Raw genomic sequence first — 24,884 nt, 5'->3', positions numbered from 1 at the left:
AATTAATAAAGGTTTTAAAATGTCTGATAATTCAGCAAAAATATTACATCAATTGATGCCGGCGAAAAAAATGCAAGACCTAGATCATTGGATTGCTAAATATCCCGAAGATCAAAAACAATCAGCAGTGATGAGTGCTTTAAGAATTGTACAAGAAGAGCATAATCATCTAACTACCGAATTAATGGATGCAGTAGCTGATTATCTTGATATGCCTTCTATAGCAGTATATGAAGTAGCCAGTTTTTATACGATGTACGAGCTTAAACCGGTTGGTAAGCATTTAGTTAATGTATGCACTAATATATCATGTTTGTTACGTGATTCAGCTGGAGTTGTAGAGCATCTACAAAAAAAATTAGGGATTAAATTAGGTGAAACCACAGATGATGGACGTTTTACTTTAAGATCTGTGGAATGTTTAGGGGCATGCGTTAATGCACCAATGATGCAGGTGGACAAAGATTACCATGAAAATTTGACTCCTGAATCCATAGATAAAGTGTTGGAACAATACCAATAAAAGATAGAGGTGCTTGCGGTGGTCGAATTAAATCAAGTTTGTTATCGAACAGTTCATTTATCAGAGCCCTGGACTCTATCTGCTTATGAACGTGTTGGTGGGTATAGCGCCTGGAGAAACATACTAAAAAATCAGACTTCTCCACAATTAATTATTGATGAATTAAAAACTTCTGCTTTACGAGGTCGCGGTGGTGCTGGTTTTCCTACCGGATTAAAGTGGAGTTTTATGAATCGTAATTCTCCCGGGCAAAAATACGTGGTATGTAATTCAGATGAAGGTGAACCAGGAACGTGTAAAGATAGAGAAATATTGGCTTTAAATCCTCATCAGCTGATCGAAGGTATGGCTATTGCAGGTTATGTTATGGGTTCAACAGTGGGTTACAACTATATCCGCGGTGAATTTTGGTTGCCTTATGAACGTACTGAGGCAGCAATAAAAGAAGCTTATGCTGCGGGTTTTCTTGGCAAGAATATTTTAGACTCTGGCATCGATTTTGATCTATACAATCATCTGGGTGCTGGTGCCTACATTTGCGGTGAAGAAACCGCTTTACTTAATTCTTTAGAGGGAAAAAAAGGTCAACCACGGTTTAAACCCCCCTTTCCCGCCAACTATGGATTATACGGTAAGCCAACAACGATCAATAATACGGAAACGTTTGCTTCTGTGCCTGTAATTATGGAAAAAGGTGGGGAATGGTTCTTAAAACTAGGTAAACCAAATAATGGGGGTACCAAGTGTTTTAGCGTGAGTGGCCATGTAAACACACCGGGTAATTTTGAAATTCCACTTGGAACACCATTTAAGACATTACTTGAATTAGCTGGAGGCGTTTTAGCAGGGCGCAAAATAAAAGCAGTAATTCCTGGAGGCACCTCCATGCCCGTTCTCCCAGGTGATGTAATGATGGAACTGGATATGGATTATGACAGTATTCAAAAAGCAGGTTCAGGATTAGGATCTGGTGCCGTAATTATTATGGATGAAACGACGTGTATGGTTGACGCTTTATATCGAATTTCAGAATTTTATATGGATGAATCCTGTGGTCAATGTACTCCTTGTCGTGAAGGTACTGGATGGCTGGTTCGACTATTACATCGAATTAAAGAGGGCCACGGGGAGCCAGGCGATATAGAAAAATTAGTCCATGTGGCGGATAAAATTGAAGGGCGTACCATTTGTGCATTAGGTGAAGCAGCAGCTTGGCCTGTACAAAGCTTTGTCAAGCATTTCTATAATGAATTTGACTACTTTATTAAGCATAAACGCTCGATCGTCGCAGCATAATTAGAAGGTTCTAACCATGACAACTACTATTGAAATCGACGGTAAAACATTTGAAGCAGAAAACGGTAAGATGATCATTGAAGTTGCCGATGACGCAGGTATTCACATCCCACGTTTTTGCTATCACAAGAAACTTTCTGTAGCTGCTAATTGCCGTATGTGCTTGGTTGAAGTCGAAAATGGTCGAAAGCCAGTTCCCGCTTGTGCTACCCCTATTACTAATGGGATGAAAGTATTTACTAAATCAGAACAGGCAATTTATTCGCAAAAAGTAGTTATGGAGTTTCTGCTGATTAATCACCCATTAGATTGTCCTATATGCGATCAAGGAGGCGAGTGTGAGCTGCAAGATGTTTCTATGGGCTTTGGCGAGGGTAACTCTGAATATACTGAAACCAAGCGTTCAGTAAATGATGATGATCTAGGGGTACTTATTTCTACTGAAATGACCCGTTGTATTCATTGTACTCGATGCGTACGCTTTGGCGATGAAATTGCTGGTCTAAGAGAGTTAGGTTCAACAGGTCGTGGTGAAGACATGCAAATTGGAACTTATGTACAGCACAGTATGAAATCAGAAGTTTCAGGAAATATTATTGATTTATGTCCAGTAGGTGCTTTAACGTCTAAACCTTATCGCTTTACTGCCAGGGCATGGGAATTGATGCAATATGACAGCATAGCACCTCATGATTGTTTAGGCTCAAATGTTTATTTGCATACACGTACCAATGAATTAATGCGCGCAGTTCCTAAAGAGAATGAATCAATCAACGAAACCTGGTTATCTGATAGAGATCGTTTTAGTTATTTAGGATTAAAAAGTCATGCACGTGCGAATAAACCACAAATTAAACGTAATGGGCAGTGGGAAATTGTTGACTGGGAAACAGCACTAAAATTTACTGCTGCCGGTTTAAGCCGTGTCATTAAGCAACATGGGGGAGAACAAGTAGCTGCTTTTGCATCCAGCTCTTCCACTTTAGAAGAATTGTATTTATTGCAAAAATTGATGCGTGAAATTGGCGTACATAACTTGGATCACCGCTTACATCAGACAGATTTCAAAGATCAGGTGAATCAAACAACGACGCCCCAAAGCTCATTGCGTTATGCCGAGATAGAAAATCAAAATTCTATAATTCTGATTGGCTGTAATCTCGATAGAGAAGTACCCTTAGCTGGTGTGCGTGTGCGCAAAGCATTTCGTAATGGCGCAAAAATTTATGCAATTAATCCAGTAGACTATAAGTATAATTTTGATTTGCAAGAACGTTTTATTATTTCTCCATTGGAAATGCCGATACAATTAGCCAAACTTACGTTGGCTTTGGCTGATAATATAACTTTGTTGCCAGAAGAGGTACAAAAATTACTTATTGGTCTAAAGGTAGATCAAAAGACAAAAAGGGTTGCTAAAGCATTAAAGGAAAAAAATGTTAGCCTAATTACTGGTGCTCTGTGTGAGAATCATCCCAATGCTTCCTTAATGCGTACTTTAATTTATTTAATTAAAAAACTTAGTGGTGCTCACGTACTTAGACTCACTCATGGTGCAAATACTGCTGGAGCCTGGATGGCAGGAATGCTACCTCATAGAACAACTGCCGGTAAGGCTGATCCTCAACCAGGTTTGGATGTACATGCTGCATTAAATGCCAAATTAAAAGCTTATTTTTTAATGGGTGTAGAGCCAAATTTTGATTTTGCTAATCCTTATGGAGCAAGACAATCAATGTTAGGAGCTGAATTTGTTGTCTTACTGTCTGCTTATCAGCATAAGTCAATGCATGATTATGCAGATGTGATTTTGCCTATTGCTCCTTATGCAGAAACTTCGGGGACTTATATTAATGTGGATAATACTTGGCAAACAGTGAAGGGTGCTTTAAAGCCCTATGGTGAATCACGACCTGCATGGAAAGTGATACGCGTGCTTGCTAATTTGTTTCATTGCAAAGATTTTGAGTATACGTCAACAGAAGATATTCTTTCGCAAATCAAAGACATAACGGCCATTGCAATGGAGCAAAGTTATGTCCCCTACTACCCTGAATGTTTACCTGAGATTAAGCAATCATTAATTAGGGTAGGTGAATGGCCGCTTTATCGTATTGATGCAATTGTCAGAAATGCTAAAGAGTTACAACTGTGCGCAGCAGCCGATTCAGCATGCATACGTATTAATCCAATAACTGCAGATAGATTGCAATTAGACGAAGTTGCCACTGTATCTCAGGGAGATATTGAGATAACATTGCCGATTAAACGTGATGAGCGCATTGTGGTAGATGTTGTATGGGTAGCAAACGCGATGCCTGAGACAGTTGATTTAGGCCATTCATTTGCTGCAATAACTATTAAGCGCTAGGCAGGTAAGAAAAATGCTGCATGATATTAGTATACTGATTTGGGTTGTTCTTAAAATACTGGTAATCGTAGTTCCGTTACTGTTATGTGTTGCTTATTTAATTTATGCAGAGCGTAAAGTTATTGGTTACATTCAGGTACGTATCGGTCCTAACCGGGTCGGAGTGAAGGGTTTACTGCAACCCATTGCTGATTTGATTAAATTGATTACCAAGGAAATTATTATTCCTACGCGATCAAATAAATATCTTTTTATAGTTGCACCGCTTTTTGCTTTAGTGCCGGCTCTAGCTGGTTGGGCGGTTATTCCTTTTCAAGAAGGGATTGTATTGGCAAATATTAATGCGGGTATTCTTTACATTTTTGCGATGAGTTCCTTAGGTGTTTATGGAGTACTCATTGCTGGTTGGGCATCGAACTCTAAATATGCCATGCTGGGTGCATTAAGGAGTACGGCACAAACTGTATCTTATGAAATTGCTATGGGGTTTGCTTTAGTAGGGGTTTTATTAGCAGCAGGCAGTATGAATCTTACCGATATTGTTAATTCGCAAAAAGGTGGAATTATCCATTGGTGGTTTTTTCCTTTACTTCCATTGTTTTTAGTGTTTTGGATTGCTGGAATTGCTGAAACAAACAGAGCTCCCTTTGATTTGGCTGAAGGTGAATCCGAGATTGTAGCAGGATTTCACGTAGAATATTCCGGAATAGGTTTCGCATTATTTTTCTTGTCAGAATATGCAAGCATGATTCTTATTTCAGTAATGCTTAGTATTATGTTCTTAGGCGGTTGGATGTCACCATTTGAAGGGCTCCCTGTTTTAGAAGACATATTCTTTGTAGTACCTGGTTTTGTTTGGTTACTCGTGAAAATCAGCTTTTTCCTCTTTGTTTATTTATGGGTAAGAGCGACTTTTCCACGTTATCGTTATGACCAGCTGATGCGTTTAGGTTGGAAAGTACTCATCCCGGTGACCATCGTTTGGATTATAGTGACAGCTTTAATGGTTGTTGCTCAAGTTAAACCTTGGTTTTGATGGTTATAAAGAGAAGCCGATGAAAAAAGTATATCAAAATATAAAATATTATGTCCGAAGTTTCTTGTTACTGGAATTATTATCAGGTTTAAAGTTAACAGGTAGGTATTTCTTTAAGAAAAAAATAACGGTGCAATTCCCTGAAGAGCAGACACCTATTTCTCCTCGGTTTAGAGGATTGTTAGCGCTGCGTCGTTATCCTAATGGTGAAGAGCGTTGTATTGCATGCAAGTTATGTGAAGCAGTCTGTCCTGCATTAGCGATTACTATTGAATCAGCACAATGCGAAGATGGCTCTCGACGTACAACACGCTATGATATTGATGTGTTTAAATGCATTAATTGTGGTTTGTGTGAAGAATCTTGTCCAGTTGACTCAATAGTAGTGACCCCAATCCAGCATTATCATATCAGCCAGCGCGGCCAAAACATTATGACTAAAGAAAAGCTGTTGGCTCTTGGTGATTTAATGGAACCACGACTTGCAGCAGATAGAGCTGCTGATAAACAGTATCGATAATGGGGTAAGAGATGCATAACTTATTAATTCAAACTATTTTTTATGTTTTTGCAGTTTTGACTGTAGGCTCTGCATTAATGGTTATTACTCAAAATAATCCAGTGCGTTGCGTTTTATTTCTTGTATTTACATTTTTTACCAGTTCCATACTATGGATCTTAGCTGAAGCAGAATTTCTTGCACTGATACTGATTTTGGTTTATGTCGGTGCAGTGATGACCTTGTTTTTGTTCGTGGTGATGATGCTCAATATTGATACTGAATCAATGAAAAGCCATTTCAAACGCTATTTACCATTTGGTTTAATTCTGGTTGCTTTACTTACCGGACTTTTAATGGTTGCCATCCCATCTGGCACGTTTAAAGCCAATATTGAGATGAAAAATTCTTCTGTATCCGCTTCGCTTACGCAAGGAACAATTTCTGCACTTAAATCAGAACCTATCATGGTTGGTCCATCAAACACAGAAGCATTGGGTAGGGTTCTTTATACTGATTATTTCTTGGCTTTTGAGCTTGCAGCAGTGCTACTGTTAGTTGCTATTGTTGCGGCAATTACTTTAGTACATCGAGCTCCAAGGCATTCTAAGAGACAAAATATTAAGCAACAAATTATGACTCGTCGTGGTGATCGAGTTGAATTAATCAGTATGAAAGCAGAAAAATAAGTATAGAGGAATATTCTATGATACCAGTTACTAATTACCTGATATTGGGTGCGATTTTATTTGGCTTTGGCCTTATAGGAGTGATGCTGAATCGTAGAAATATCATTTTGCTCCTTGTATGCATTGAATTAATGTTACTTGCAGTTAACACTAATTTTATTGCATTTTCACGTTATTATAATGAAATTTCTGGTCAGATTTTTGTCTTTTTTATTTTAACAGTTGCTGCTGCGGAAGCGGCGATTGGCTTAGCCATAGTCATGTTGCTTTACAGAAATCGTGGCAACATCGATGTAGATAAAATGAATCATTTAAAAGGTTAACATTGTGAGTATACAACAACTTTGTCTTATAATAGTTTTAGCTCCGCTTGCAGGTTCTATAATTGCTGGCTTATTTCGCAATCAAATAGGTCGTGTTGGCGCGCATACCATTACTATTTTGGGAGTCAGTAGCTCCTTTATTGCATCAATATATATTGCCTATCAGCTTTTTTCTGGTTCAATCTCATCAGAAAGTACAGTTCTTTATCACTGGGCAACTGGTGGTGCATTAATTCCTTATGAATTTAATCTGGGATTTTTAATTGACCCGCTTAGTGTTGTTATGCTGCTCGTAGTTAATTTCGTGTCGTTACTGGTTCATATTTACAGTATTGGCTATATGTCTGATGATGATGGTTATCAACGTTTTTTTAGTTATATTTCTTTATTTACCTTCATGATGCTCATGCTGGTTAGTTCGAACAACTTCCTGCAATTGTTTTTTGGTTGGGAGGGAGTGGGTCTAGTTTCATATTTATTAATTGGTTTTTGGTATCAAAAGGAATCTGCTATTGAAGGAAGCCTTAAAGCCTTTGTTGTTAACCGTGTAGGAGATTTTGGTTTTGTTATTGGTATAGCTTTAATTTTTTCCTATACAGGAAGTCTTGATTACGCTTCGGTATTTCACAGCGCGAGCTACTTAAGTAGTCAATCTATTGAATTATTCAATGGACATCCCTGGTCTCTGATGACTGTTATTTGTTTGGCATTGTATGTGGGTGCTATGGGTAAATCAGCACAGGTTCCTTTGCATGTATGGTTACCTGAATCAATGGAAGGTCCTACACCAATTTCAGCATTAATCCATGCGGCAACCATGGTTACTGCTGGGGTGTTTATGATTGCCAGGATTTCTCCTTTAATTGAATTATCTACACCTGCATTAAGCGTGGTTTTGGTTATTGGCGCTACTGGGGCACTCTTTACGGGCATTCTGGCTTTGGTAATGAATGATATTAAACGAGTTATTGCCTATTCTACCTTATCCCAACTGGGGTATATGATGGTAGGAATGGGTGTGTCCGCTTACAGCGCAGGGATGTTTCACCTTTTGACTCACGCATGCTTTAAAGCATTACTGTTTCTTGGAGCAGGATCAGTAATTATTGGGATGCATCATGAGCAAGACATGCGTAAAATGGGTGGTTTATGGAGTAAAATGCCAATTACTTATGTCACCTATATTATTGGAAGTCTAGCCTTATGCGCTATTCCTCCCTTTGCTGGATTTTATTCAAAAGACACCATTATTGAAGCTGCGCATCTATCAGAAATTCCTGGTAGCAGCTATGCCTATTTTTGTGTTGTTACTGGAGCAATGGTTACGGCAATGTATACCTTCCGATCCTTCTTTATGACGTTCCATGGCGCACCACGTATGGATAAACATACCTTTGATCACGTTCATGAGTCTCCTTGGGTTGTGTGGTTGCCATTGGTACTTCTAGCAATTCCTTCATTCATGTTAGGTTATGTGCTCTACATGCCCATGTTGTTTGCCAAGCCAACGATATTAAGCTCTTCGCTATTTATTCTTCCGCAACATAATGTTCTAGCAGAGCTTGCGCATGAAATTACTTCGCCTTTAGCAAGTATGGTTAATGTGCTTTATTCGTTGACATTTTGGCTCACCTTAGTTGGTGTATTTATAGCCTGGATTTGCTATATTGCCATCCCATCAATTCCGCAGTACCTTGCACATCATTGTTCCATTATTTATAGGATACTTCTTAATAAATATGGATTTGATGCCTTTAATAATTTTGTCATTACAAGGGGTGCTAAAGGTATTGGCAGGATTTTTTATGGTGTTGGCGATCAAATGTTAATTGATGGGTTGATAGTTAATGGTGGTAGTCGATTGATTCGATGGTTTTCCATGAAAGGTCGCCTCCTACAAAGTGGTTATCTGTATCATTATGCAGCAGTAATGGTGTTTGGATTACTAGGATTTTTATGCTGGTTGGTACTAGGCTGATATAAGGTGAGGGTATGCATTATTTGCTCAATTTACTAATTTGGTTGCCGATATTAGGTAGTATTTTTGTCCTTTTATCGGGAGATGACCGTAGCCCAAATACTTCGCGTTATTTGGCTTTATTTACAGTAATACTTAGTTTACTACTTTGTGTACCATTGGTTGCAGGTTTTGATACTAAGGTATTAGGAATGCAGTACCTTGAGGAATTTTCTTGGATGCCGGCTCTAGGTATCAGCTACAGTCTGGGTATCGATGGATTGTCTTTACTATTAATTGTTTTAAGTATTTTCACTAATTTAATAGTGATATTGGCTACCTGGAACAGCATTACAAAAAGAGTTTCCCAATACCTGGCTGCATTTCTGATTATGCAGGGATTATTAGTTGGTGTGTTTGCCGCTCTTGATGCAATTCTATTCTACATTTTCTGGGAAGCAACATTAATTCCAATGTATCTGATTATTGGGATTTGGGGATCTGATAATCGTGTTTATGCTGCGATTAAATTTTTCTTGTACACATTTTTAGGCTCAGTACTCATGCTGGCAAGCTTTTTGTACATGGGATATATCGCAGGTACATTTACTATCGAAGCCTTTTACGCGATTAAATTAAACATGACGGCACAAACCTTAATTTTTATTGCTTTTTTTCTTGGTTTTGCAATTAAAATTCCCATGTTTCCAGTGCATACATGGTTACCAGATGCTCATACAGAAGCCCCAGCGGGAGGCTCAATTATTCTGGCAGCGATCTTATTAAAGCTTGGTGCGTATGGATTTATTCGTTTTTCTTTACCCATTGTTCCTGATGCGTGCAATCAATATGCAGGAGTGATGATTGCCTTATCTTTGATCGCTGTTGTTTATATTGCTTTAGTCGCGATTATTCAAAAGGATATGAAGCGTTTAATTGCTTATTCATCAATTTCTCATATGGGGTTTGTTACCCTAGGTTGTTTTGCCTTATTCGCTATAGCCCAGCAAACGGGTTTAAGTAATGCCGGTTTGATTTTGGAAGGTGCGATTGTGGTGATGATTTCGCATGCGTTTATTTCCAGTGCGATGTTTGCTGGTGTAGGTTACATTTATGATCGAATGCACACACGTCGTTTGGTAGATTTAGGCGGTATAGTAAATACAATGCCTGTATTTGCTTCGTTTTTTATGCTGTTTTGTATGGCCAACGCAGGTCTCCCCGGTACCTCAGGTTTTGTCGGGGAGTTCATGGTAATTGTGGGATCTATAAAGGCGGGTTTCTGGGTAACCTTCTGGGCTGCAAGTACTTTAATTACGGCAGCTGTTTATAACCTTTGGATGTACAAACGTGTAATTTTCGGCAAAATAGCTAATGATAAAATTGCGGCACTAAAGGATTTATCTGCTTTTGAATTGAGCGCCTACGTTTTACTTGCGTTGATGGTGATTGCTATGGGTGTTTATCCGGATCCATTGCTAGAGTATATTCATCAAACAGTAAGTCATACTCTGGCATTAGCCAGCCAAACAAAATTGTAATAGAGCAAGGTTTATCAATATGATCGCATTATTTGAAAATATCCATGTAGCGCTACCAGAGATGGTTATATTGGCCACAGTGAGCCTTGCATTGCTTGCTGATTTATTTTTGGCCCATCGCTATAAATTGATTGTTTTTATCATCTCTTGTGTCGGTTTGATTTTAGCTGCTTGCGCTAGTTTCTTATACATTGGTATGTATAAAGTAATTACGCTGAATGGACTGTTTATTAGCGATGATATGGCACATTTAATGAAATTTTTTATTTATTTGACCGTGTTACTTAGTTTTATTTATTCACGTAATTACATTGAGGAGCGTCAAATGTCTTCAGGTGATTATTATGTCTTAGGCTTATTTTCTACCTTAGGTATGATGATCCTTGTTTCAGCGCATTCTTTATTGACGATTTTTCTGGGGGTGGAGTTAATGTCATTACCTGTATATGCAATGACTGCAATTCGTCGCACCGATAGTGATGCCTCTGAAGCAGCAATGAAGTATTTTGTAATGGGTTCAATTGCCACAGCGATGTTGTTATATGGTATTTCTCTGATTTATGGGGCTACCGGAAAATTAGACTTATTGGAAGTGGGCAACACTATTGCTGCAAGCTGGCAACAGGAAAGTACATTATTGGCTTTTGCTTTAGTCTTTATTTTAGCGGGCGTTTGCTTCAAAATAGCTGCTGTGCCATTCCATATGTGGGCCCCAGATGTGTATCAGGGTGCTCCAACTTCAGTAACTTTATTTATTAGTGCTGCCCCAAAAATTGCTGCATTGGCGATGGCATTTAGATTTCTTACCATTAGTTTTGTCGATCTCAGTGCACAATGGCAACAAATTCTCTTGGTTGTTACGCTCCTTTCCACTGGTTTAGGTAATCTGTTTGCACTAGTACAAACCAGCATTAAACGTTTACTGGCTTATTCTGCAATCTCGCACATTGGTTATGCATTGTTTGGTATTTTGGCAGCAAATGCTGCCGGCTATTCCGCAGCATTATATTATATTTTAGTGTATTCAATTACTTCAGCGGCTGCATTTGGCTTAATTGTTTTAATATCAAGTCATGGCATGGAAATTGACAATGTTGAGGATTTAAAAGGATTAAATAAAAGAAATCCTTGGTTGGCTTTTATGATGTTGATTATTATGTTTTCTATGGCAGGGGTCCCACCCACTGTAGGTTTCTTTACTAAATTAATGGTATTAAAATCTTTAGTCGATGTACATATGACCTGGGTTGCCATACTTGGTTTAATTTTTACCGTTATTGGTGCCTACTATTATTTACGTATTGTTAAAATAATGTACTTTGATAAACCAATACAGACAGAGCCAGTTATTATCAGCAAAGGAAATACCTTAGTATTATCATTGAATTGTCTGTCGTTACTTTATTTGGGTATTTTTCCCGCAGCCTTGATTGTGAGCTGTATCGATGCATTTGCTAATTAATTAATAAACTTTGGGGAAAAGGCTTGCTAAATTGGATGGCTATCAGTATACTTCCTTTCAGTTGACGCGGGGTGGAGCAGCCTGGTAGCTCGTCGGGCTCATAACCCGAAGGTCGTAGGTTCAAATCCTGCCCCCGCTACCACTTTTTTAAACCCCATTTATGGGGTTTTTTATTACCTTGGAAAAGCTTTGAAGTTTAGTGCATAGAGATTCGCATAGATTGAACAGTTTTGACTTAGGTTATGTTTAACTTAGGGTACTTTGCGCAAAGTGTAGTTAACTGACTTGGGCGTATGCGCCCTTTTTTCGTTTATTACTACTTACTAATACTATGATTCAAGATGAACTGGAACAACTGTTATCTCCCACTGTTAATGATATGGGATATGAACTATGGGGGTGTGAATACCTTGCTCAAGGTAAGCATTCTTTATTACGTATATACATAGATAAAACAGAAGGAATTGGAATTGAGGACTGTCAGGCAGTAAGTCACCAAGTTAGCGCGTTGCTGGATGTGGATGACCCAATTCCTGGCAATTATAGTTTAGAGGTATCATCACCTGGTATACCCAGGCCATTGTTTAAAAGATGGCAATATGAGCGTTATATTGGACAATCTATCCAGGTAAAAACGTTTAAGCCGGTTAGTAATAAACGCAAGTTGTTAGGTACCATGGTCTCAGTATCCGAGAATTCTATTGTACTAAATATAAATGGCGAAGATCATGAACTACTTTTTTCAAATATTGTGAAAGCATATTTGACAGTATAGAGAGGCGAACAATGAGCAAAGAATTGTTATTAGTTGCTGAGGCGTTATCAAACGAAAGGGGTGTAAGTAAAGAGGTTATCATACTTGCCATTCAGGCCGCATTGGAGTCTGCTACTCGCAAGATTTTCGGATTAGATACTGGTGTAAGAATTAAATTAGATCCCCGTACAGGTGAATATGAAACCTTTAGATACTGGGAAGTAGTGAATGATGATGAAGTAGAGTTCCCCGATCGCCAATTAACTTTGGCACAAGCGCAAGAACGTAATCCATCAATTACTGTAGGAGAGCGTTTTGAAGAATCTGTTCCGTCTATTGAATTTGGTCGAATAGAAGCACAAGCTGCACGCCAAGTAATTATGCAAAAGGTTAGAGAAGCAGAGCGTGAATTAGTTATTGATCAATTTAGAAATAAGTTGGGTCAATTAATTTATGGAACTGTTAAGAAAGTTACTCGCGATAATATAATTATTGATTTAGGTGGAAAAGCAGAAGCATTTTTACCAAAAACAGAAATGTTGCCTCATGAAATGTTTCGACCTAATGATAGGGTTCGTGCTTATTTGTATGAATTAACACCTCAAGCGCGGGGCCCGCAATTATTTGTTAGCCGTATTCGCAATGAAATGCTTATTGAGCTATTTCGTATTGAAGTGCCAGAGATTGGCGAAAATGTGATTGACGTTAAAGCAGCAGCTAGAGAGCCTGGAAACAGAGCGAAAATTGCAGTTAAAACTAATGATGGCCGAATTGATCCAGTAGGAGCTTGTGTGGGGATGCGCGGTGCTCGAGTTCAGGCTGTGTCAAGCGAGCTTGGTGGTGAGCGTGTTGATATTATTCTATGGGATGATAATCCTGCGCAATTAGTAATTAATGCTATGGCTCCTGCTGATATTTCTTCGATTGTTGTTGATGAAGATACGCATACTATGGACTTGGCTGTCGAAAAAGATCAATTATCACAAGCTATTGGCCGAAATGGACAAAATGTTCGTTTAGCCAGTCAATTAACTGGCTGGACTTTAAATGTTATGACTAAAGATGAGTTCGAAAATAAGAACTTAGAAGAATCAAGCAAAATTATTAAGTTATTTACCTCAGCACTGGAAATAGACGAAGAAATTGCTACATTACTTGTAGCACATGGTTTTTCTTCTCTTGAAGAAATAGCTTATGTACCTAAAGAAGAGTTATTAGCTATTGAAGAATTCGACGATGAAATCGTTGAAGAATTAAGAAATAGGGTAAATGATAATTTACTTACTATGGCTTTATCTTCTGGAAAAGAATTGTCCGGTACACCGGATGAGTCTTTATTAGGTATGGAGGGCATGACCAATGAATTGGCTAATAAATTAGCTGAAAAAGGGATTACATCTATGGAAGATTTAGCTGAGCAATCTGTGGATGAATTATTGGAAATTGAGGGTATGTCCAAAGAAAAAGCTGGCATTTTAATTATGAAAGCCAGAGAGCCATGGTTTTTATAAAACCATGGATACATAAAATTATAACATGTTGCAAAACGCAGTTATGTTCATTCGTAATGAATAGATCATTGGCTGCTGAAAGGGGATTAAAATATGGCGGATGTGACGGTTAAACAATTAGCACAGGTCGTTGGTATTCCGGTTGAACGCTTATTGAACCAGTTACAGGAAGCAGGATTATCTTTTACTGATGATCAACAGACTGTGAATGAAGAGCAAAAGCGTATCTTACTTAATCATTTAAAGGGTAGCTCCTTGCGCGATGTGCATGCTACACCTGAAAGAATAACTTTAAGACGTAAAAGTTTGTCTCGGGTGACTGTTGGTAATGATGTTTACAGCGGCAAGACAGTTAATATTGAAGTACGTAAAAAGAAAGTTTTTGTAAAACGCAGTAGCATTACAGAAAAATCAGAGGTTGAAGAGCCAGTTATTCCCGTAGTAGAACCCTCAATGCCTGAGTCTAATGAGGTTGTTGCTGAAGGTGCAGAAACCCAGCAATTGGCTGATGTGGAGGCAACTTCTCAAATTGAAAGCGAAGCAGCAGAAACTAAGGATACAGACACTGAAAAAAATGATGTTGCATCTTCTGAAGAAATTCCAGTGCCCCCAGTTAAAGAAGAAGCTAAAACTGAAAAACCAAGTAAAAAGAAAAATGTAGAACAAGTAAATAAAGAATCTGAATCATCAGAATTTAAAAAAGGTAAGAAAAAACCCAAATATCAATCTAATTATGATCGCGAAGAGGATGATCAAGACGGGCATAGGCGTGGCACTCGTAATAAATTTAAAAAACGACGTGGTTCAGAAAAATCAGAAAAGTATAAAGAAGCAGAAGAAACATTAACACATGGTTTTGCATTACCTACAACTCCGGTCGTTCGAGAAGTATTAATTCCTGAAACAATTACCGTTGCTGAATTGGCAAAACGAATGTCTGTTAAGGTTGCTGAAGTCATTAAAATGATGATGACCCTAGGTGCTATGGCAACTATTAATCAGGTAATTGATCAGGAAACAGCTGTAATTGTTGTTGAAGAGATGGGTCATAAAGCTCGTATAATCAAAGAGGATGCCATTGAAGTTGGATTGGGTGAGGCAATTTCTAAAGGGACTCATACAGAATCACGTGCGCCTGTAGTAACAATTATGGGCCATGTAGATCATGGTAAAACTTCTTTGCTTGATTATATTCGCCGCACTAAAGTTGCTTCTAGTGAAGCGGGCGGTATTACACAGCATATTGGTGCCTATCATGTAAGTACACCTAAAGGCGATATTACATTCCTGGATACTCCAGGCCACGCAGCATTTACAGCAATGCGAGCACGTGGTGCTCAGGTAACCGATTTGGTTATTTTGATTGTCGCAGCAGATGATGGCGTTAAACCACAAACTATAGAAGCAATACAACATGCTAAAGCAGCAAGTGTGCCTATTATTGTTGCAATTAACAAAATAGATAAACCTGATGCCGATCCAGAACGTGTTATGAACGAATTATCAGTTCACGAAGTAATTCCTGAAGCATGGGGTGGCGACACCATGTTTATCAATATCTCTGCTAAATCAGGATTGGGTGTTGATGATCTCCTTGATGCCATATTATTACAATCTGAAGTTTTAGAATTAACTGCTTTAACTGATGGTGCTGCTAAAGGTGTAGTTATTGAGTCGCGGCTAGATAAAGGTCGGGGCCCAGTTGCAACTGTATTAGTTCAAAGTGGAACCTTACATAAGGGTGATATTATTCTGGTTGGTTTCCAGTATGGTCGTGTGCGTGCCTTAGTTGGTGATAATGGCAATTTAGTTGACAGTGCAGGTCCTTCCATCCCTGTAGAAGTACTTGGTTTATCGGCAATCCCTCATGCAGGAGACGATGCCGTTGTGGTGCCAGATGAGAAAAAAGCACGTGAAGTAGCTTTGTTTCGCCAAGGTAAATTCCGTGATGTGAAGCTGGCCAGACGCCAAAAATCTTCATTGGAAGGTATTATGGAAAATATGACTGCTGCTGAATCTAAAGTATTGAATATTGTTCTTAAAGCAGATGTACAAGGTTCTGTTGAAGCAATTTCTGATGCCTTGGTGAAACTTTCTAATGAAGAAGTTAAAGTAGTTGTTATTTCCAACGGCGTTGGTGGTATCACTGAATCAGATGTTCACTTAGCAATTGCTTCTAATGCGATTTTAATTGGTTTTAACGTCAGAGCCGATGCAAGTGCGAAGAGATTGGCCGAACAAGAATCTGTAGCGCTTCATTATTTCAGTGTTATTTATGATATTGTGGATCAAATTAAAGGCGCATTAACAGGCATGCTTACCCCCCAATTTAAAGAAGACATTGTGGGTATTGCTGAAGTTCGTGACGTATTCAAATCACCTAAGATTGGTGCTATTGCAGGGTGCATGGTAATTGAAGGCGTAATTAAACGTAATAATCCAATTCGTGTACTTCGTGCGCATGTTGTTATCTACGAAGGAACTTTAGAGTCATTAAGGCGATTCAAAGATGATGTGGTTGAGGTACGTCAGGGTTTTGAGTGCGGTATTGGAGTAAAAAATTACAATGATGTGAAACCTGGTGATCTGATTGAAGTCTATGAAATTGTTGAAATAAAGCGTGATTTATAATATGAGCCAAAATTTTAAACGTACCGATAGAATTGCTGAAATGATTCAGCGAAAGTTAGCTCAGATCATTCCTCAGGAAGTTAAAGATCCGCGCTTAAATGGATTGGTTACTCTATCTGCAGTGAAGGTTGCTGCAGACTTAGGTCATGCAAAAATATATTTTACAGTACTGAATGACGATAAAAGAGAAGCTGCATCTATTTTAAATGCAGCAGCCAGTTATTTACGCAGTGTTTTGGCACGCAGTATTACGTTACGTACTGTACCCCAACTTCATTTTGTTTATGATGAATCAATTGAATACGGTCAGCGTTTAAGTCGTTTAATCAATGAGGTTAATCCTCCAACCTCTAAATAACTTCTTTTGATAATGAAAAAAACTCAGTTACCTCTAATAATCAATGGGGTTTTATTACTGAATAAATCTGAAGGGATGACTTCCAATAAAGCACTTCAAAAAGCAAAAAATTTGCTAGGTGCCAAAAAAGCAGGTCATACAGGTAGTTTGGACCCATTAGCTACGGGAATGTTACCTCTTTGCTTTGGTGAAGCAACTAAGATTTGTCAATTTTTGCTTGATGCGGATAAATGTTATGAAACCATAGGAAGATTAGGTATTAAAACAAATACTTCAGACTCAACAGGAAAGGTCATTGCTTATGCAGATACCTTTAATATTTCTGCATTACAATTAGCTGATGTATTAGTTAATTATAAAGGTCACATAAAACAAATTCCATCGATGTTTTCTGCCTTAAAATACAAAGGTATACCTTTGTATCGATTAGCAAGAGAAGGCATTGAAATTGAGCGCACAGCGCGTGAAATAGTTATCAAAGATTTGCAATTAAATTCATTTGACGGGATACAGGTTTCATTAACAGTGACTTGCAGTAAAGGAACATACATTCGCAATTTAGTTGAAGATATTGGCAAAGCGTTGGGAGTAGGTGCTCATGTTTCTCGTCTGCATCGACTTTATACTGCAGGATTAGATGAAATGCCGATGTATACTTTAAATGAGTTAGAAAATATGTCGTTAGAGGAGCGTATTGCCTGTCTTATTCCTATGGATGGAGTGGTTAATTATTTAAAACAAGTAATTCTTACAGAGGATGAAATTTTAACTATTCGGCAAGGGAGAATAATTAGTAATAAAGTAAATGGAGAGAAGCTAGATTGCGTACGTCTTTATGATGAGAGGTCACAATTTATTGGATTAGGTGTGCTTAATGCTAATGGTGATTTAAAAGCAAAAAGATTATTAGCTTTTAATTCAGAGCCTTCTAGATAGAATGAGTAATTGTTCGGCTTAAATATCAACTATTTTGCACAAATTTAATTTACAACACTTGTTTCGTTTACTATGGCTTGGTAGAATATCCGCCTTTAAATGAATACTTAGTAGTTCCAGGAGTGTACAATGTCGCTAAATAGCGCAGATAAAGCAGCAATCGTTAATGAATTCAAATGTGCCGATAAAGATACTGGGTCAGCTGAAGTTCAAGTTTCTTTAATTACTGGTCGTATCAAATATTTGACTGAGCACTTTAAAGAGCACAAGAAAGATTTTCACTCTCGTCTTGGTTTGCAAAAATTAGTAAATAAGCGTCGTAAGCTTTTAAAATATTTAAAAAGTAAAGATCATGCTCGCTACCAAACCTTAATTCAAAAGTTAGAATTGAGAGATTCTTATTGATTGTTGAGCTAAAGCACCTTATTGAAGGTGTGTTAATACAGACCATATTTAAAAAAGGCGCACTTTTCTGCGCCTTTTTTTCGTTATAATTATTATAAAGAGGAATATTTCGTGGCTAAAATTACAAAAGAAATAGCATTTGGTGACCATCCCCTAATCCTAGAAACCGGTGAAGTTGCACGTCAAGCTGATGGTGCAGTACTTGCAAGTATGAATGGCACCCAAGTATTAGTCACTGTAGTTGGTAAAAAAGATGGCGGTGAAGAGAATGGATTTTTTCCGCTTACTGTAAACTATCAGGAAAAGTTTTACGCCGTAGGTAAAATCCCAGGTGGATTTAACAAGCGTGAAGGCAGACCAAGTGATAATGAAACATTAATTTCTCGTTTAATTGACCGTCCTATTCGCCCTTTATTTCCAGACAATTTTAAAAATGAAGTACAAATTATTGCCACTGTTCTTTCTTTAAACCCAGAGGTTTCTCCAGACATTATTGCAATGATCGGGGCTTCTGCTGCTTTGGCTATTTCGGGCGTCCCTTTTAATGGTCCAATTGGTGCTGCCCGTGTTGGTTATAAAGAAGGGGTCTATTTATTAAATCCAAGTCGTAAGACATTAGAAGAGTCTAAGCTTGATTTAGTTGTTGCTGGGACTAAAGATGCAATTTTAATGGTTGAGTCTGAAGCTAAGGAATTAAGTGAGGACATTATGCGTGGTGCCATTATGTATGGTCATGAAATGATGAAAAGCGTAATTAAAGCCATTGAAGAATTAGCTGAGACAGCAGGTAAAACTCGTTGGGAGTGGACTGCACCTGAGGTGGATACACAATTACAGGCGCGAGTTGCTGATAGTGCAAAACAAGATATTGAAGCGGCTTATCTTATTAAAGACAAACAAAAGCGTTACCAACGCCTGGGTGAATTAAAAGAACAAACAATTGCTGCATTATTGGTCGAAAATGATGAGTTAAAAGCTGAAGTTATTGATACTATGTTTGTTGATTTAGAACGCGCTACAGTTAGAAATCGTATTCTTGATGGAGAACCACGTATTGATGGTCGTGATCATAAAACGGTTCGTCCTATTGCTATTCGGACTAAATTTTTGGAAAGAACTCACGGCTCATGCTTGTTTACTCGTGGCGAAACCCAAGCTATTGTGGTTGCTACCTTAGGTAATGAACGAGATGCACAAATACTGGATGGTATTAATGGTGAGAGCAAAGATCGTTTTATGTTGCATTATAACTTTCCTCCTTACTCTGTTGGGGAAACAGGTATGGTTGGTAGTCCAAAGCGTCGTGAAATAGGTCATGGTCGTTTAGCGAAGCGAGCTTTAGTTGCTGTATTGCCTGAAGTAACAGAATTTCCTTATGTATTGCGTATAGTGTCTGAAATTACTGAATCTAATGGTTCCAGTTCTATGGCAACGGTTTGCGGCACCAGCTTAGCACTGATGGATGCTGGCGTTCCTTTAAAAGCACCTGTTGCCGGTGTTGCCATGGGTTTGATTAAGGAAGGTGATCGTTTTTCAGTATTGACTGATATCTTAGGTGATGAAGATCATTTAGGTGATATGGATTTCAAAGTTGCTGGTACGGAACAGGGTATTACTGCATTACAGATGGATATTAAGATCACAGGCATCACCAATGAAATTATGGAACAAGCTTTGGAGCAAGCTTTAGCAGGACGTGTTCATATTCTCGATGTGATGAATAATGCTTTAGCTGAACATCGAGAGGAGCTATCGAAACATGCGCCAAGAATTACTAAAATGAAGGTTGCAGAAGATAAAATCCGTACAATCATTGGCAAAGGTGGTGCTACTATTAAGGGACTCATTGAAAGTACTGGTGTTTCTATAGATATCGATGATACGGGTGTGGTTCAATTATTCTCTCCTGACATAGAAGCTTTGGAGGAGGCACAAAAACAAATTAAAGCATTAATTGCTGAGCTAGAAGTGGGACAAACTTATCAAGGAAAAATTAGTAAGATTGTTGATTTTGGAGCTTTTATTAATTTGTTACCTGGAAAAGATGGCTTACTGCATATCTCGCAAATTTGTAATGATAGAGCACAAAAAGTAGAAGATGTTTTAAAAGAAGGTCAAGAAATTGAGGTATTTGTTGCTGGTATTGATAAGCAAGGTCGAGTGAAGTTAGAGTGGAAAGATAAGCCACAAACTGCAGCCACGGTTGATACTTCTGAAGAGCACTCTAAAACAGTTGAGCTAGGTACTACTGATTCTGAAGAGGAATAGATTCACTGTAACCAGAGGTAAATTTTTATAAAAATTGATTGTACATCAGTATCACATTCGCAGGCGAGCAACCACATGATACTGGGTACAATCTTTATTAACTGCTTTTTTATTTAGGGCAGACTCTCTTCAATTGCTGTCTATACTGCAAGGCCTAATAAAAACGAGACAATGAGTCCCAATTTAATATTTGCATAAAGAATAACGAACTAAGTAAGGCGGCTAGAATGCAATGCCCCCAACGCTGGCGGGTACTAATTGATGCGTTAGTCAAATAGTGTATTTGAAGAAGTAATACAGTTAAACAAAGTGGTATACAGGGAAATATATAACGTTCTTCAATATGCAATAATACATGTATTGAGAAAAAAGTCAGACAAAAAATCCAGGCGGAGGCAAATAAAGTGGATACAGTTTGACGATAAAAAATCAATCGCCAACCTGAGTACAGCCCTTTAAAGAGAGCAAGTAGAAATCCAACAAATGTAAGACTTGAAAATATACGACTAATTACCACATATGAACTAGGGGTCATTGACTCAGTATAAGGTGTCAAACGAAAGGCATCAAACAATCCAATGCTTTTTTTAAGCAGGTATACGACGCTTGCAAACGGATTATGTAACAAACAGCCCACTAAGCTTTGTTCACTTATCCCAACCACGGAAACTATTGAACAACGGGAATAAAAATATTTAATCATAAATGGATCAGGAAGAACTGGGACCCCAGTTGAAGGAGAGGGTACCTGTAGATTCCATAAAACACGTGAGCCTACTAAGCCATCTTGAATATCGTTTATCAAATGGAACACCTTAGTATGCTCCTGACATAAGGAGCTATTTTGTGACTGGCAATTGAATTGAATCGTTAGAAGCAAGGTACTAAATGCTATGGTAACTACTGTAACAAAGAGGAATCGATTGGAAAAAGTACATTCGCTTGATGTATGTCGATTCATTAACATTATAAGAAAGTAAGCTATAAGGAAGCTGATAGCCGCAACCAAATAAACTGGACGTACTAAGACTGCATAGCCTAGTAATAAACCACCGATCAGTCCCGAAAGAACAATCATAAAAAATCGATTTATCGTTCCACATTCAATCAAAGCAAACGCGATAAATACAAGTAATAGTAGATCCATTCCAAATGTATCAGTCAGTGGGGTTGTGGTATGCATCACCAAAGCAGGGTAGGCAGCAAGAAGAAAAAAAAGTACCATATAATACAGAGAGTGTTTGGGAAAAAGTTTTAATTTCGAGAAAATCCAGCACAATAATCCAATAGTGAGTTCGTGAACTAAGAATAATGTCCAGCAGATGCGATTAACTAAAGTAATAGCAGAGTTTGTGTGCCCATAATGGATAAATAAAAAATCAACCAGTGGAAATCCTGCTATATAATGTAGCGCATCTTTTAATGAACTAAATCTACTGGCAATTCGTAGATATTCATTTGCATCACCCCTGACCCTAAAATTATAAGGGATACTACTCCCATAGAAAAAGAAGGCAATAGCAACACCCATTGCAAAAAGAAATAGTATGAAGTGCCAATATACTGTATAAGTATTGCCTTTTAAATAGGAGTTCATTACGTACGATCCTTCAAGTATGAGAGCCCATACTTTATCAGTAAATTATCAGTTTTGTCGAAATTTTTTATATATTTATCTGGATTAAGTGCGTTCTTTTTGAGGACGTTTAATTATCTAACGATATACATCCTACTGTGCGTTCATTTAAGAATGCTTCTTGGTAGCACATCTAATGGTATCTCAACAAAAACTGGGCCTTTCCTATCTATTATCGCTTGGGCTAGATTTATGGCAAGACTACTGTCACTAATCTCATCTTCATTGTACCTAAATGCACATTTAGTGATGTTTTCCATGAGCTTAAGCTGAGGAACTTCTTGAGCCCCATAGCTGCGCATACCAAATTTATTGATGTCTGCGGTTTTGACTTGACCGGCAAGAATATACAGTGGCACTGAATCATAATAGGCCGATGCTGTGGCGGTTATGGTATTAGTCACACCAGGGCCAGATGTTACAATTGCAAGGCCAGGTATTTTATAATTCAGCGCTCTTGCATAACCATCAGCAGCTACAACTACAGCTTATTCATAATTGCAATAAATTACCTGAAGTGGTGACTCTGCATCTTCGATGCCCCGAAGGGCTATTTATTAATAAATAAGCATCGGATACAGAAAATCAGTTTATTGGTTCTAAGAGAGTAGAATTGCTTATAGGTTCTAGATTTAGAGCTAATTTTTGCTTGTACAGCTTTAAGTTATTATGCAGGTGTGCTGTATCGGGGTGGACATCAAGAGCTAGTCGAGTGGCCTGTTCACCTAAATTATATTCTTTCATATACCAAGCACAACGGCTCATGATTTCATAGCGTGTGTATTGATACATTTCACGATTTATAAAAAGTACATCATTTTTTGGGTAAGGAATATTGTATGCATAATTTATAAATAAATAACATGTTTGAATATTACTCGGCCAGTAATATTCAGCTATTTTAACTAAAGGTTCTATTCGATGAGGCCTTAGTGCAAATGCTTTCAAAAAATAGTTCATTGCGGTAGCCCAACTAATTATTGAGTCAGTGTGATTAGTTTTTTGTGCTAAATAGCCTAGACGATATAAAGTCATAAAATTTTCTTCATCCCAACCATTTAATTGTTCTCTATGTTGGTACATTCGATAAGCATTTTGAAAATCTCCTAAACACTCGTACGTTTGCGCTAAATAAAATGCTGTACGTGGATCATTAGGATTCTTTTTATGCTCTGCGGACAACAGCTCTAAGTCTCTAAACCAACGTTTATTACTTTTTTCTACACCTTGTGGTGAAGCTTTAACCTCAAAATAAGTCAAGTGTGGTACTTTGGCTGAGGTATGGGCTTCAGGAGCTTCATGAACTACTCCTTTAAACTGTACATTACTCGAAGCGCGAAATAATCGGGCTGTGGAGAAATGTGAATGATTCATTTTAATATCAATCAAATAAAGAGGTGTAGTGGTGTGAACTTCTTGTGCACAGAAATCTAATAGTGCAACTGCATTATACAGATACCATTCTGCATCGGGCATTAAAAAAAATGGAATATTGGGAAATTTTTGTTTTGCCAGTGCAAGAGTACGATTACGTGATGTTGAAAAATCAATAAAGGGTTCTTGCTCAAGATAAGCATGGAGGTCATGCTTTTTGAAAAATGCTTGCACGCGCTCTACTGTATCGTCAGTTGAACCTGTATCTAAAATGAAAATATGAGAAATATTATTTTGAAGTAAAGAAAATAAAGTAGCTTCAATCGAAACAGATTCATTTTTAATCATTAAAGCAATAGCTAATAATGGTTTGCCAGGTAAGTTTTTAGAGTTCTTCATTTGCGGGATTCTCTTGATTTAAAATAAAGCACTTAATTAGAAATTTGTATTTGTTCTTGAATTTGGATAATAGGAAAAAATAGTTCATTTTAATCATTAAAACATATCATCATTATAAATGACTGAGTAGGGTTAAAGTATAAACCCTATTGTTATAGGGTTTATACTAAATGTTTGTCTTTAATCCCAGTAAACAGTTATATCAGCCGGAGAAGTGAATGCACTCCATTGGTTGTTCACGTTAGCTTGACCAGCACACATCACTACAACTGGCAAAGGCAAGGGCTTAATTTCACTAGACATTTCTTCCGTTACCTGAATATTTACACTATCACCACTTGAAATATTAAACGCACTGAAATTAGGTATACCATTTGCGTAACTCATTTTATGACCGGTAGTTACAGATACATCCGGTTCAATAGGTCTTCCATTTATATACACAAAAGTACATTTTGCGTTTATTGCACCTGGTATGCTTATAATTACTTGATTTGTCATTCCTGAAACTAATATTTCCTTGAGCCACAGAGAGTCTGGAGTATTGGAAATAAAATCAAGTCCTGCATTTGTAGAAAAATTTAAAACTTCATTTATATTATTCCATGCTGTACCAGAAGGAGTGGTCAAACACCCAGAATTATCTTTGATGTTTCCTGTAGTACATAAAGCATTCCAATCAGCTTCTGTTAGACTACCAATCCGAAGAGCGCCTGTGCCCCCAGTTGGACCAGTATCTCCAGTTGGACCAGTTGGACCAGTATCTCCAGTTGGACCAGTTGGACCAGTATCTCCAGTTGGACCAGTTGGACCAGTGTCTCCAGTTGGACCAGTGTCTCCAGTTGGACCAGTGTCTCCAGTTGGACCAGTGTCTCCAGTTGGACCAGTGTCTCCAGTTGGACCAGTGTCTCCAGT

Annotated in this window: 20 protein-coding genes, 1 tRNA gene and 1 pseudogene; 18 read left to right on the top strand and 4 right to left on the bottom strand. The window is 38.0% G+C overall.

Translation table 11 applies throughout. The annotated features are described in order from the left end of the window. Positions 1 to 19: 19 nt before the first annotated feature. The 18 genes from nuoE (at position 20) to pnp (ending at position 20,560) form a co-directional block, all read left to right on the top strand. Positions 20 to 523 (top strand): NADH-quinone oxidoreductase subunit NuoE, encoded by a 504-nt coding sequence (nuoE, locus tag WA877_RS08930; protein WP_425170569.1) that lies wholly within the window; start codon positions 20 to 22, stop codon positions 521 to 523. A gap of 18 nt (positions 524 to 541) precedes the next feature. Beyond that, positions 542 to 1,819, top strand: a complete 1,278-nt coding sequence (gene nuoF, locus WA877_RS08925; RefSeq protein WP_425170568.1) for an NADH-quinone oxidoreductase subunit NuoF — start codon at positions 542 to 544, stop codon at positions 1,817 to 1,819. Between the two features lie 16 nt (positions 1,820 to 1,835). Continuing rightward, positions 1,836 to 4,190 carry an NADH-quinone oxidoreductase subunit NuoG gene (gene nuoG / locus WA877_RS08920; RefSeq protein ID WP_425170567.1) on the top strand — a complete coding sequence of 785 codons (2,355 nt, stop codon included), beginning with the start codon at positions 1,836 to 1,838 and terminating at the stop codon, positions 4,188 to 4,190. Between the two features lie 13 nt (positions 4,191 to 4,203). Further along, the gene (nuoH, locus tag WA877_RS08915; protein ID WP_425170566.1) at positions 4,204 to 5,226 is read left to right on the top strand and encodes an NADH-quinone oxidoreductase subunit NuoH; all 1,023 of its coding nucleotides are present in this window, start codon (positions 4,204 to 4,206) and stop codon (positions 5,224 to 5,226) included. 19 nt (positions 5,227 to 5,245) lie between these two features. Further along, the gene (gene nuoI / locus WA877_RS08910) at positions 5,246 to 5,746 is read left to right on the top strand and encodes an NADH-quinone oxidoreductase subunit NuoI (RefSeq protein WP_425170565.1); all 501 of its coding nucleotides are present in this window, start codon (positions 5,246 to 5,248) and stop codon (positions 5,744 to 5,746) included. Between the two features lie 11 nt (positions 5,747 to 5,757). Beyond that, positions 5,758 to 6,414 (top strand): NADH-quinone oxidoreductase subunit J, encoded by a 657-nt coding sequence (locus WA877_RS08905; RefSeq protein ID WP_425170564.1) that lies wholly within the window; start codon positions 5,758 to 5,760, stop codon positions 6,412 to 6,414. Positions 6,415 to 6,431: 17 nt separating this feature from the next. Next, positions 6,432 to 6,737: an NADH-quinone oxidoreductase subunit NuoK gene (nuoK, locus tag WA877_RS08900; protein WP_425170563.1), complete on the top strand. Its 306-nt coding sequence runs from the start codon at positions 6,432 to 6,434 to the stop codon at positions 6,735 to 6,737. Between the two features lie 4 nt (positions 6,738 to 6,741). Continuing rightward, entirely contained in the window at positions 6,742 to 8,715 is a 1,974-nt protein-coding gene (nuoL, locus tag WA877_RS08895) for an NADH-quinone oxidoreductase subunit L (RefSeq protein WP_425170562.1), read from the top strand. A gap of 14 nt (positions 8,716 to 8,729) precedes the next feature. After that, the gene (locus tag WA877_RS08890) at positions 8,730 to 10,235 is read left to right on the top strand and encodes a complex I subunit 4 family protein (RefSeq protein ID WP_425170561.1); all 1,506 of its coding nucleotides are present in this window, start codon (positions 8,730 to 8,732) and stop codon (positions 10,233 to 10,235) included. A gap of 19 nt (positions 10,236 to 10,254) precedes the next feature. Next, positions 10,255 to 11,697: an NADH-quinone oxidoreductase subunit NuoN gene (gene nuoN, locus WA877_RS08885; RefSeq protein WP_425170560.1), complete on the top strand. Its 1,443-nt coding sequence runs from the start codon at positions 10,255 to 10,257 to the stop codon at positions 11,695 to 11,697. 65 nt (positions 11,698 to 11,762) lie between these two features. Next, positions 11,763 to 11,839, top strand: a tRNA-Met gene (locus WA877_RS08880). Between the two features lie 189 nt (positions 11,840 to 12,028). Further along, positions 12,029 to 12,472, top strand: a complete 444-nt coding sequence (rimP, locus tag WA877_RS08875; RefSeq protein ID WP_425170559.1) for a ribosome maturation factor RimP — start codon at positions 12,029 to 12,031, stop codon at positions 12,470 to 12,472. Positions 12,473 to 12,483: 11 nt separating this feature from the next. After that, positions 12,484 to 13,962 carry a transcription termination factor NusA gene (nusA, locus tag WA877_RS08870; RefSeq protein ID WP_425170558.1) on the top strand — a complete coding sequence of 493 codons (1,479 nt, stop codon included), beginning with the start codon at positions 12,484 to 12,486 and terminating at the stop codon, positions 13,960 to 13,962. A gap of 93 nt (positions 13,963 to 14,055) precedes the next feature. Further along, positions 14,056 to 16,593 carry a translation initiation factor IF-2 gene (gene infB / locus WA877_RS08865; protein ID WP_425170557.1) on the top strand — a complete coding sequence of 846 codons (2,538 nt, stop codon included), beginning with the start codon at positions 14,056 to 14,058 and terminating at the stop codon, positions 16,591 to 16,593. A gap of 1 nt (position 16,594) precedes the next feature. Next, positions 16,595 to 16,951, top strand: a complete 357-nt coding sequence (rbfA, locus tag WA877_RS08860; protein WP_425170556.1) for a 30S ribosome-binding factor RbfA — start codon at positions 16,595 to 16,597, stop codon at positions 16,949 to 16,951. 12 nt (positions 16,952 to 16,963) lie between these two features. Beyond that, entirely contained in the window at positions 16,964 to 17,887 is a 924-nt protein-coding gene (truB, locus tag WA877_RS08855; protein WP_425170555.1) for a tRNA pseudouridine(55) synthase TruB, read from the top strand. Positions 17,888 to 18,016: 129 nt separating this feature from the next. Further along, entirely contained in the window at positions 18,017 to 18,292 is a 276-nt protein-coding gene (gene rpsO / locus WA877_RS08850) for a 30S ribosomal protein S15 (protein ID WP_425170554.1), read from the top strand. Between the two features lie 111 nt (positions 18,293 to 18,403). Next, positions 18,404 to 20,560, top strand: coding sequence for a polyribonucleotide nucleotidyltransferase (pnp, locus tag WA877_RS08845; protein WP_425170553.1), 2,157 nt, complete (start codon positions 18,404 to 18,406; stop codon positions 20,558 to 20,560). A 154-nt stretch (positions 20,561 to 20,714) separates the two neighbouring features. Here the strand turns inward: pnp and WA877_RS08840 are convergent, their stop codons facing one another. The 4 genes and pseudogenes from WA877_RS08840 to WA877_RS08825 form a co-directional block, all read right to left on the bottom strand. Further along, positions 20,715 to 22,157, bottom strand: a complete 1,443-nt coding sequence (locus WA877_RS08840; protein WP_425170552.1) for a hypothetical protein — start codon at positions 22,155 to 22,157, stop codon at positions 20,715 to 20,717. A 143-nt stretch (positions 22,158 to 22,300) separates the two neighbouring features. Beyond that, a pseudogene (locus WA877_RS08835) lies at positions 22,301 to 22,669 on the bottom strand (thiamine pyrophosphate-binding protein); the annotation flags it as partial. Between the two features lie 112 nt (positions 22,670 to 22,781). Beyond that, the gene (locus tag WA877_RS08830) at positions 22,782 to 23,969 is read right to left on the bottom strand and encodes a tetratricopeptide repeat-containing glycosyltransferase (protein WP_425170551.1); all 1,188 of its coding nucleotides are present in this window, start codon (positions 23,967 to 23,969) and stop codon (positions 22,782 to 22,784) included. A 180-nt stretch (positions 23,970 to 24,149) separates the two neighbouring features. After that, on the bottom strand, positions 24,150 to 24,884 hold a 735-nt coding region (locus tag WA877_RS08825; RefSeq protein ID WP_425170550.1), incomplete at its 5' end, for a hypothetical protein.

This window comes from Legionella sp., assembly GCF_049790535.1.
Lineage (GTDB): Bacteria > Pseudomonadota > Gammaproteobacteria > Legionellales > Legionellaceae > Legionella.
Note: the sequence above shows the minus strand (reverse complement) of the source record. Positions and strands in the feature narration are given on the sequence as shown.

Bases quoted from the DNA above. Each gene is read 5' to 3' on its own strand.
- nuoE (WP_425170569.1), top strand. From the start codon at position 20: ATGTCTGATAATTCAGCAAAAATATTACATCAATTGATGCCGGCGAAA.
- nuoG (WP_425170567.1), top strand. From the start codon at position 1,836: ATGACAACTACTATTGAAATCGACGGTAAAACATTTGAAGCAGAAAAC.
- nuoH (WP_425170566.1), top strand. From the start codon at position 4,204: ATGCTGCATGATATTAGTATACTGATTTGGGTTGTTCTTAAAATACTG.
- nuoI (WP_425170565.1), top strand. From the start codon at position 5,246: ATGAAAAAAGTATATCAAAATATAAAATATTATGTCCGAAGTTTCTTG.
- WA877_RS08905 (WP_425170564.1), top strand. From the start codon at position 5,758: ATGCATAACTTATTAATTCAAACTATTTTTTATGTTTTTGCAGTTTTG.
- nuoK (WP_425170563.1), top strand. From the start codon at position 6,432: ATGATACCAGTTACTAATTACCTGATATTGGGTGCGATTTTATTTGGC.
- WA877_RS08890 (WP_425170561.1), top strand. From the start codon at position 8,730: ATGCATTATTTGCTCAATTTACTAATTTGGTTGCCGATATTAGGTAGT.
- nuoN (WP_425170560.1), top strand. From the start codon at position 10,255: ATGATCGCATTATTTGAAAATATCCATGTAGCGCTACCAGAGATGGTT.
- rimP (WP_425170559.1), top strand. From the start codon at position 12,029: ATGATTCAAGATGAACTGGAACAACTGTTATCTCCCACTGTTAATGAT.
- nusA (WP_425170558.1), top strand. From the start codon at position 12,484: ATGAGCAAAGAATTGTTATTAGTTGCTGAGGCGTTATCAAACGAAAGG.
- infB (WP_425170557.1), top strand. From the start codon at position 14,056: ATGGCGGATGTGACGGTTAAACAATTAGCACAGGTCGTTGGTATTCCG.
- rbfA (WP_425170556.1), top strand. From the start codon at position 16,595: ATGAGCCAAAATTTTAAACGTACCGATAGAATTGCTGAAATGATTCAG.
- truB (WP_425170555.1), top strand. From the start codon at position 16,964: ATGAAAAAAACTCAGTTACCTCTAATAATCAATGGGGTTTTATTACTG.
- rpsO (WP_425170554.1), top strand. From the start codon at position 18,017: ATGTCGCTAAATAGCGCAGATAAAGCAGCAATCGTTAATGAATTCAAA.
- WA877_RS08840 (WP_425170552.1), bottom strand. From the start codon at position 22,157: ATGAACTCCTATTTAAAAGGCAATACTTATACAGTATATTGGCACTTC.
- WA877_RS08830 (WP_425170551.1), bottom strand. From the start codon at position 23,969: ATGAAGAACTCTAAAAACTTACCTGGCAAACCATTATTAGCTATTGCT.